The sequence below is a fragment of the Streptomyces sp. CBMA123 genome (assembly GCF_014596465.1).
In the GTDB taxonomy this organism is placed as follows: Bacteria; Actinomycetota; Actinomycetes; order Streptomycetales; family Streptomycetaceae; genus Kitasatospora.
Map to the genome: position 1 here is coordinate 1 of NZ_MECK01000221.1, position 8,838 is coordinate 8,838.

General features: G+C 74.6%; 11 protein-coding genes. 5 read left to right on the forward strand and 6 right to left on the reverse strand.

The genetic code is table 11. From position 1 onward, the window contains the following. Positions 1 to 18 precede the first annotated feature (18 nt). From BG452_RS23285 to BG452_RS23305, 5 genes are all read right to left on the reverse strand, one after another. Positions 19 to 360: a hypothetical protein gene (locus BG452_RS23285; RefSeq protein ID WP_188306298.1), complete on the reverse strand. Its 342-nt coding sequence runs from the start codon at positions 358 to 360 to the stop codon at positions 19 to 21. Positions 361 to 463: 103 nt separating this feature from the next. Next, positions 464 to 628 (reverse strand): hypothetical protein, encoded by a 165-nt coding sequence (locus BG452_RS23290; protein WP_188306299.1) that lies wholly within the window; start codon positions 626 to 628, stop codon positions 464 to 466. A gap of 167 nt (positions 629 to 795) precedes the next feature. Then, a complete protein-coding gene (locus BG452_RS23295; protein ID WP_188306300.1) occupies positions 796 to 2,013 on the reverse strand; it encodes a cytochrome P450 in 1,218 nt (405 codons plus the stop codon). Between the two features lie 92 nt (positions 2,014 to 2,105). Next, the gene (locus tag BG452_RS23300; RefSeq protein ID WP_188306301.1) at positions 2,106 to 2,324 is read right to left on the reverse strand and encodes a ferredoxin; all 219 of its coding nucleotides are present in this window, start codon (positions 2,322 to 2,324) and stop codon (positions 2,106 to 2,108) included. 217 nt (positions 2,325 to 2,541) lie between these two features. Further along, positions 2,542 to 4,083, reverse strand: coding sequence for an ATP-dependent DNA ligase (locus tag BG452_RS23305; RefSeq protein WP_188306302.1), 1,542 nt, complete (start codon positions 4,081 to 4,083; stop codon positions 2,542 to 2,544). A gap of 243 nt (positions 4,084 to 4,326) precedes the next feature. On the opposite strand from BG452_RS23305, the gene BG452_RS23310 reads away from it, so the two are divergent. The 3 genes from BG452_RS23310 (at position 4,327) to BG452_RS23320 (ending at position 6,982) form a co-directional block, all read left to right on the forward strand. Then, positions 4,327 to 4,638, forward strand: a complete 312-nt coding sequence (locus BG452_RS23310) for a hypothetical protein (protein ID WP_188306303.1) — start codon at positions 4,327 to 4,329, stop codon at positions 4,636 to 4,638. Between the two features lie 150 nt (positions 4,639 to 4,788). Then, positions 4,789 to 5,583 (forward strand): glycerophosphodiester phosphodiesterase, encoded by a 795-nt coding sequence (locus BG452_RS23315; RefSeq protein WP_188306304.1) that lies wholly within the window; start codon positions 4,789 to 4,791, stop codon positions 5,581 to 5,583. Positions 5,584 to 5,590: 7 nt separating this feature from the next. Then, entirely contained in the window at positions 5,591 to 6,982 is a 1,392-nt protein-coding gene (locus BG452_RS23320) for an MFS transporter (RefSeq protein WP_188306305.1), read from the forward strand. A gap of 90 nt (positions 6,983 to 7,072) precedes the next feature. Here the strand turns inward: BG452_RS23320 and BG452_RS23325 are convergent, their stop codons facing one another. Beyond that, a complete protein-coding gene (locus tag BG452_RS23325; protein WP_188306306.1) occupies positions 7,073 to 7,855 on the reverse strand; it encodes an SMI1/KNR4 family protein in 783 nt (260 codons plus the stop codon). A gap of 216 nt (positions 7,856 to 8,071) precedes the next feature. Here BG452_RS23325 and BG452_RS23330 point away from each other — a divergent pair, with 216 nt between their 5' ends. Further along, complete coding sequence (locus tag BG452_RS23330) at positions 8,072 to 8,551, forward strand: GNAT family N-acetyltransferase (RefSeq protein WP_223242626.1); 480 nt, start codon at positions 8,072 to 8,074, stop codon at positions 8,549 to 8,551. Between the two features lie 38 nt (positions 8,552 to 8,589). Then, a partial coding sequence (locus tag BG452_RS45875; RefSeq protein ID WP_223242627.1) for a hypothetical protein occupies positions 8,590 to 8,838 on the forward strand: 249 nt, incomplete at its 3' end.

Genomic DNA, 8,838 nt, shown 5'->3' on the forward strand with positions numbered 1-8,838 from the left:
ATCCGCGGATCGGCGGGTTCAGCCGCCGAGGGCCGGGGGCGGGGCGACGGCCCCGCGCCCCGTCTTGACGCCGTTCACCATCGCCTGGTGGATGGCCCGCGCGGTGCTCTCGTCCGCGGCGGCCACCGGACTGCCGGAGACCGTGTACCAGTCCAGCGCGCCGGTGTACTGGACGGTCAGCCGCGCCTCGCCGTCCACCCACGTGGTGTGCAGGGTGAGGTCGCCGGAGATCGGTCCGACCTCGGCGGTGGTGACCCCGCCGGGGCCGCTGATGATGGACTGGGTGGTCCAGGTCGCCCACGAGGTGCGCGGGTCCGCGGGCGGCCGGGTCTGGCGGTCGGTTTGATCGCGTTCGGTCATGCGCCTATCCTCCCCCGCCGGTGAGCTGCCACCCGGGCAGCGACACCTGCGGTCGCAAGGACCGCCCGGTTCCGCCGGGCGGTCGGATCGGTGTGGCGGGTGGTCAGCTGTTCGCGTCGGGTTCGTCCAGCATGGAGTCGCCCTCCGCCTGGGAGGTGTCCTGGGCGTGCAGGTTCTGCATCGAGGTGATGCCCTCCTCCGGATCCGCGGCGCGGACGTCCTCCTCGCGGTCGGTGCTCACCTCGGAGCGTGCGCTCATGTCGGTCATCGCGGGCTCCCGTCTCCTCGGCCGGTCCCGGCCGCGCCCCGGACCGCGGGCGCGGCCGGGCCGGGTCCGTCCTTCGCCCCTCCAGCCTGCCCCCGCCCCGGCGCCGGGGCCAGCCGGGTGACCCGCCGACCGCTCCGCCGACCCTCCCGGAGTGCGGACCGCTCCGCTCACCACGTCACGGGCAGTGACCGCATCCCGTAGATGAACGACTCGGTGCGGAACTCGCGCTCGCCGGTCAGCCGCAGCCCCGGCAGCCGGCGGAAGAGCGTCTCCAGGGCGATCTGGAGCTCGGCGCGGGCCAGCGGCTGGCCCAGGCACTGGTGGACGCCGAAGCCGAAGGCGAGGTGGCGTCGGGCGTCCCGGGTCACGTCCAGCTCGTCCGTCGCCCGGTGGTCGGCGCCGCCGAAGACCGACTCGTCCCGGTTGGCGGTGGAGAGCATCGCGATGACGCCCTCCCCGGCCCGGACCGTCACCCCGCCCAGCTCCACGTCCTCCAGCGCCACCCGGGGCAGGCCGGTGTGCACGATGGTCAGCAGGCGCAGCAGCTCCTCCACCGCGCCGGGCAGCGCGGCCGGGTCGGCCAGCCTGGCGATCTGCTCCGGCTGCTCCAGCAGCAGCGCGGTCGACAGCGAGATCATGTTCGCGGTCGTCTCGTGCCCGGCGATCAGCAGCAGCACGCCCGTGCCGGCCACGTCGTCCGGGGTCAGGTCGTCCCGCGCCGCGAGCCGGCTGAGGATGTCGTCCTCCGGCTGTGCGCGCTTGCGGGCCGCCAGGTTGCGCAGGTAGTCCTGGACCTCCTCCTGGGCCTCCCGGAGCTGCTCCACGGTGCTCTCCCGGCTGAGCATCGTGCGGCTCAGGCTCTGGAAGCGGTCGTGGTCCTCGTACGGCACGCCGAGCAGCAGGCAGATCACCAGCGAGGGCACCGGCAGCGCGAAGTCGGCGACCAGGTCGGCCGTGGTCCGGCCCGCGGTCATCCGGTCCAGTGCCTCGTCCACGATCCGCTGGATCTCCGGGCGCAGCGCCTCCACCCGCTTGACCAGGAATTCCCCGGTGACCATGCGGCGCTGGCGGGCGTGCTCGGGGTCGTCGAGCCGCAGGAAGGGCGGATTGTCGGTGATCAGCTCCTCGCGAGCGCCGGCGACCAGCAGCGGGAAGGCCGGGTGGCGTATGTCGGCGCTGAACCGGCGGTCGGACAGCACAGTGCGGACCTCGGCGAAGCCGGTGACCAGCCAGCACGCGTCGCCGTCGGGCAGCTCGGCCCTGGTCATCGGCGCGGTGGCGGCGGCCTCGGAGTACGCGGGCGGCGGGCCGAACGGGCAGCCGCCGGAGTGCGGGGCCGGCAGTGCGAGGACGGGGGCGGTGGGTTCGGTGGGCGCGGTGGTCACGGCGGGGCTCTCCTCACGTCGCGGGTGTTCTGGTGGGGCTTCGGGGCCCGGGAAGGGGCCCGGCGGCCTGCGGGGCCGGCGGCTGGGGTCCGTCAGGCCCCGGTCTGCGCGGGCTCGTCCCCGGTGACGGTGATCGCCCGGCCCGGGCAGAGCTCGGCGGCGAGTCTGACGTCGTCGAACTGCTCGGGCAGCAGGGAGGTCTGACGGAGCCTCACCAGGCTGTCCCGGTCGTCCTGGTCGAAGACCGCGGGGGCGTTCATCACGCACATGCCGGAGCTGCAGCAACGGTCCCGGTCGACGCTCACCTGCATGTCGGGCACCTTTCGCCAGGGCGCCGCCGGCTGCCCGGCGGCCGCCTCTCGTTGTCACGGTCAACCTAGCCGTCACTGGTCCGTCCACGGAGGGGTACGGTGGCCGGATCGAGAATGGCTGATTCGGGCCCCGTGGGTGAACGCCGTTGCGGCGCACCGCGTTTCAGTCGACGGTACGTCGCCGGACGGGTCGGCGGACACGGCCGCGCGGGCAGCCTCAGAGGCCTTCGGCGGTGGCCAACTCCCGTACGGAGGCCACCGTGTCGGCCTCGGCGGCACTCTTGTCCGGCCGGTAGCGCACCACCCGGGCGAACCGCAGGGCCAGCCCGGCGGGGTAGCGGGGGCTGCGCTGGAGGCCGTCGAAGGCGACCTCGACGACCAGTTCCGGCCGGACCAGCACCGTCCGGGCGTCCCGGTCGACCTCCCGGGCGAGCAGCTCGGCGGTCTGCCAGGCGAGCGTCTCGTCGGTCAGCCCCTTGAAGGTCTTGCCGAGCATCACCCACGGCCCCAGGCCCGGCTCGCCCGCCGCCCGGGCCCCGAGGTGCAGATTGCTCAGGAATCCCTGCCGCCGCCCGCTGCCCCACTCGGCGGCCAGCACCACCAGGTCCAGGGTGTGCCGGGGCTTCACCTTGATCCAGCCCGCCCCGCGCCGCCCGGCCGCGTAGCCGGCCGCCGGGTCCTTCACCAGCACGCCCTCGTGGCCCAGCGCCAGCGCCTTGCGGAAGAACGCCAAGGCCTCCGCCCCGTCCCCGGTCTCGGTACGGGCCACCCGTGACCCCGTCGGCACCGCCTCGTCCAGTGCCGCCCAGCGCTCCCGGCCAGGCCGGTCCACCAGGTCCTCGCCGTCCCGGTGCAGCAGGTCGAAGAAGTAGACGCTGAGCGGCACTTCGGCCCGCAGCCGATCCGTCTCCCGCCGGGACGCGGTGCGCGCCGCGGTCACCTGGAACGGGCGCGGCCGGCCCTGCGGACCGAGCGCGATGGCCTCGCCGTCCAGCACCGCCGAGCGCAACGGCAGCGCCAGCGCCGCCTCCACCACCTCGGGGACGCGCGCGGAGATCTCGTCCAGACCGCGGGTGAACACCGCCACCTCCCCGCCGTCCCGGTGCACCTGCACCCGGATCCCGTCCAGCTTCCACTCCACCGCCGCCGCACCGGTGCGCTCCAACGCCGAGGCCACGTCCGGCGCCGAGGCCGCCAGCATCGGCCGCACCGCCCGCCCCACCTCCAGCCGGAACCCCGCCAGCGCCGCCGCCCCGCCGCCCAGCGCGGCCTCCGCCACCGCCCGCGCCGACCCCCGGAACATCAACGCCCGCCGCACCGCCGCCACCGGCACCCCGGCCGCCTGCGCCACCGCGTCGCCGACCAGCGCGTCCAGGGCCCCCTGCCGCAGGTCCCCGACCAGCACCGCCCGCAGGAACCCCTGCTCCACCTCGGTCGCCCGCCCGAACAGGCCCGCCAGCAACCGCCGCCGCTCCGCCTGCGCACCCGCCCCGTGCACCCCGGCGATCCGCTCCAGCTCCCGCTCCACCTCCCGCACCCCCAACGAGGGCGCGGCCGCCGGCGCCGGCAGGTCCCGCAGGGCCGCCCATCCGACCCCGGTCCGCAACCGCTGCGCCTCACCGGACAGCAGCACCACCGCCGCCGCCCCCTCCTCGGGCCCCAACTCCCGCAGACACCGGGCCAACAACCCGACCTTCGCCCGCCGCCCGGGCTCCGCCGCCACCTCCCGGGACGCCTCCGCCAGCCGCCACAACCCCATCCGCCCACACCTCCACCCACCCAGCATCAACGCCCGCCCCCACCCCCGCACCCCCACGCCCGGCACCGCTGCGGTCCGGTGCCCGCCTCCCACCGCTCCCGCCCGCCCGCGCGCCTGCCGGCGGGGATCCGGCGCGGTCTTCGGGGATGCCGGCAGCCGGCCGCTGGACACGCCCCCGGGCCCCGGCGGGCCGCTGAAGTAGCCTTTCCCGTCCGGTGGTCGATCCGACGAGGGGGAGGCGCGGTGTCGATCGAGTTCGTGCGCCGGGTGGACGGCCTGGTCTACCGCTACCGCCCGGACGGCGAGTTCAACGGGCGGCCGGCCTTCCGGCGCCTGGACCTCGACGTGTGGTGCCGCTGGCTGCCCGGGCGCGGCTGGTGCACCGTCGGTGCCGGCGGGACGGCCAACGGCTGGCCACTGCACGGTCGTTCGGGCCAGGACGGGTTCCCGCCGCTGGGTCCGTGGCGCAGCTGGAAGGCCGGCCGGTCCTACCTCTACGACCTGCGCCGCACCGACGGGTCGGCGGAGCCGCCCGGGAACCCCGCGACCCGGTGAGTCCGCCCAGCCCCAGCGAGGGGCCGGAACGGAGCGGACGGCCGCCGACGTTACTGCTTGACAGGGCGCGTAATACTGTAACGCGCGCGGTCCGAGGGTCCGTCGGACCGGGCCGCGCCCGCGTTCCTCCCCAGCAGCTCGGAGCACCACATGCACCCCTTCCTCGACCACCCGGGGCCGCTGGCCTTCGCGCACCGGGGCGGTGAGCTCGGTCACCCGGAGAACTCGCTGGCCGCGTTCGAGGCTGCCGTGGCGCTCGGCTACCGGTACCTGGAGACGGACGTGCACGCCACCGCCGACGGCGTGCTGGTGGCCTTCCACGATTCCCGGCTGGACCGGGTGACCGACCGCGCCGGGGCGGTGGCCGAGCTGCCCTGGGCGGAGGTACGGCGGGCCCGGATCGGGGGCAGCGAGCCGGTGCCGCTGCTGGAGGACCTGCTCGGGGCGTTCCCCGGGGCCCGGTTCAACGTGGACGTGAAGGCGGCGCCCGCCGTCGGCCCGCTGGTGGAGACGATCCGCCGGACGAACGCCTGGGACCGGGTCTGCGTGGGCGGCTTCTCGGACAGCCGGCTCGCCGCCGTGCGCGCCGCGGCCGGCCCCCGGCTGGCCACCTCGCTGGGCCCGCGCGAGGTGGCCCGGCTGCGGCTGCGCTCCCTGGCGGGCCCGCTGCTGCCGAAGCGCGGAGCGAGGTTCGCCGGGATCTGCGCCCAGGTGCCGGAGCGGCACCGGGGGATCCCGGTGGTCGACCGGGCCTTCGTACGGGCCGCGCACCGCCTCGGCCTGCAGGTCCACGTCTGGACTGTGGACGATCCCACACGGATCAGGGCTCTCCTGGACCTGGGTGTGGATGGCATCATGGCGGATCGCATCGACGTCCTGCGGGACGTCCTCGGCGAGCGCGGCTGCTGGACGGACGGCAGCACCGGCTCCAGCACGGTGATATAGGAGCCCCATGAGCACCACGGACCACTTGCCGGATGACGTCTCGTCGCCCCCGGCAGCCGCCGGCGACGGCCGGGACCTGCGCCGGATGCAGTTCGGCTGGTACATCAACGACTGGGCCAACGCGGCCTTCTCGGCCACCGTCCTGACGGTCTTCCTCGGGCCGTACCTGACGGAGGTGGCCAAGAACGCCGCCGACGCGTCCGGTGACGTGCACCCGCTGGGCCTGTCGATCCGCGCCGGATCGTTCTTCCCGTACACCGTCTCCTTCTCCGTGCTGATCTCGGTCGCGGTGATGCTGCTGACCGGCACGGTCGCCGACCGCACCGGCCGGCACAAGGAGCTGATGTGCGGCTTCGCGTACGTCGGCGCGCTCGCCACGATGGGGATGTTCTTCCTCCACGGCGACCGCTACCTGCTCGGTGGCGCGCTGCTGGTGGTCGCCAACCTCTCCTACGCGGTGTCCGTGGCGCTCTCCTACGCCTACCTCCCGGGCCTGGCCACCCCCGACGAGCGGGACGCGGTCTCCTCCAAGGGCTGGGCGTACGGCTACGCGGGCGGCGGCCTGCTGCTGATCGCCAACCTGGCGCTGTTCCAGGGCCACGACGCGCTCGGCCTGTCCTCCGGCACCGCCGTGCGGATCTGCCTGGCCTCGGCCGGCCTGTGGTGGGCGCTGTTCACGATCGTCCCGATGCTGCGGCTGCCGTCCCGGGCCGGTGTCGCCCGCGAGCGCGCCGCGGCCGCGCCGGACCAGCCCACGGCCGGCAGCCTGCGCGAACTGGGCCGCACCCTCAAGGGGATGCGCAAGCACCCGCTGACGCTGCTCTACCTGGCGGCCTTCCTCTGCTACAACGACGGCATCCAGACCGTCGTCTCGCAGGCCTCGCTGTACGGCAGCGAGGAGCTCGGCATGGAGCAGTCCTCGCTGGTCACGGCCGTGCTGATGGTCCAGGTGGTGGCGATCGGCGGCGCGCTGCTGCTGGGCCGGGTCGCCCGCCGTTTCGGCGCCAAGAGGACGATCCTGGGCTCGCTGGTCGGCTGGGTGGTCACCCTGGCCCTCGGCTACTTCATGCCCGCCCACCAGCCCGCCTGGTTCTACGTCCTGGCCTGCATGATCGGCCTGGTGCTCGGCGGCAGCCAGGCGCTCTCCCGCTCGCTGTTCTCGCACCTGATCCCGGCGGGCAAGGAAGCCGAGTACTTCAGCCTCTACAAGGTCAGCGACCGCGGCACCAGCTGGATGGGCCCGCTGGTCTTCGGCCTCGCCTACCAGATCACCGGCAGCTACCGCTCGGCGATCATCTCGCTGCTGGTCTTCTTCGTGATCGGCTTCGCCGTGCTGGTGAAGGTCCCGGTGCGCCGCGCGATCGAGGCGGTCGGCAACCCGGTGCCCGAGCGGCTCTGAGCCCGAGCAGCTGGGAGCCCGAGCGGCTGCGAGCCCGCCGCTCCCGGTGCCTGGACGAGGGCACCGGGAGCCGGAACGCCCGGAACGGGTTCAGCGGCCGGCGATCAGCCGGCCGATCCTCCGAAGGAAGTCCTCCAGCGTCTCGGCGACGAGCTCGAAGTCGCCGTCCACGGACGCCGTGGCCGACCTCCAGACCCGTCCGGTGTGTCCGGTCGCGAACAGGTGGCCCCCGCCGTCACTGCCGAAGACCAGCGGCAGCCGCTCGCCGTCGACGGCGGGCACGCCGTACTCGCGCAGCTGCGCCGCGACCGTCTCCGGAGCGTGGATGAAGTAGCCGTTGTCGACGTCCGGCAGGGACGCCCCGGCGAGCGCCTGGTGGAGCGTGGCCAGGTCGGCGGGGAGCGGCAGCAGCTCCGCGAGCGCGTCCGCCGCCCGGCGGCTGTGGGGCGTCGCGGGGGCCAGCGCGTTCTCGCCGGGCGGGAAGCCGTACCGCTCGGCGAAGGAGCGGGTGAACCCGGCGAGGGCCGTCTCGGTCTCCTCGCACCAGGTCCGGAGCCACTCCGGGTCGAGCTGCGGACCGGGCAGCGGCGTGGGCTTGGTGATGTCGATGGTGATGGACCGGCGCCGCCGGCCGCCCCGGGTGCGGTCCGCGCGGGGTGGCGCCCCGTCCTGCTGCGCCTCCTCCCGCTCCGTCTCCTGCTGCTCCGCTTCCTCCTCGGCCCGGAGGGCCGCCATCTCCCGGGCGCCCATCGCGCGCAGCCGCGCCTTGCCCTCCTCGTCGGCCTCCTCGTTGCCCGGGTAGAGGACGATGTACCGGCCCCCGTTCTCGTCCTCCCAGGTGTAGCTCTGGTACTGCGTCGTCGGCTCGTCCACCGCAGGGAACCTCCGCTCCGTGCCATCGGGGTGACCCACCGTAGGCGATGGGCCCCGGCGGGGGAAAGCGCTTCACCCTCCCGGGTGGGCCGGGGCCGAGGAGCCACCGCCGGAGTGGAGTGTGGGGCGGGTGGTTGTTGGCCGCGGTGTCGTTCGGCGGGTGGCCGACGGGGCGTCATGCTGGGCGGGCCCGTCCGACCGAGCGAGGAGACCGAGTTGAGCAGCGCCACCGCGAACCGTTGGAGCATCGATGTGCCGGAGGCCGGGGACTACCCGCGCTGGCGCGAACTGTTCCGCGGCTACTGCGAGTTCTACCGGGTGCCGATGCCGGAGGAGAAGGCCGAGCTGGTGTGGTCCTGGCTGAACGACCCGGCGCACGAGCTGGAGGCGCTGCTGGCCCGGGACGCCGACGGGACGCCGGTCGGGTTCGCGCACTTCCGGCCGTTCTCCCGGCCGCTGCACGGCGCGGTCGGCGGGTTCCTGGACGACCTGTTCGTGGCGCCCGAGGTGCGCGGCAGCGGGGCGGTGGACCAGCTGCTGGCCCGGCTGCGGGAGATCGCCGCCGAGCGCGGGTGGAGCACGGTGCGCTGGATCACGGCGGACGACAACCACCGGGCGCGCGGCAAGTACGACCAGGTCGCCACCCGGACGATGTTCGTCACGTACGACATGGCCCCGGCGAGCACAGCTCACTGAGCCCGCCCGGGCAGGACCCGGACGGGCGATCGGGTCGCGTGACCAAGTCGCCGGACATTCGTTCGGACTTTCTGTTATCGACGCTTCGCCAGGGGGTCTCCCAGGTGTCGGCACCCGACCAGCCGACCTGGACAGAAAGCAGTGGCGACGTGAACAGCGACGACAGGACGACCGTCATCCCGGTGAGCGGCAGCGGGAGCAATGGTCACGGCCGCCCGGGTGGCCGGGCCGCGCGGCGGGCGGCCGACCGGCATGCCGGCCGTGGCCGTCGGGGGCGCCGCCGCGGC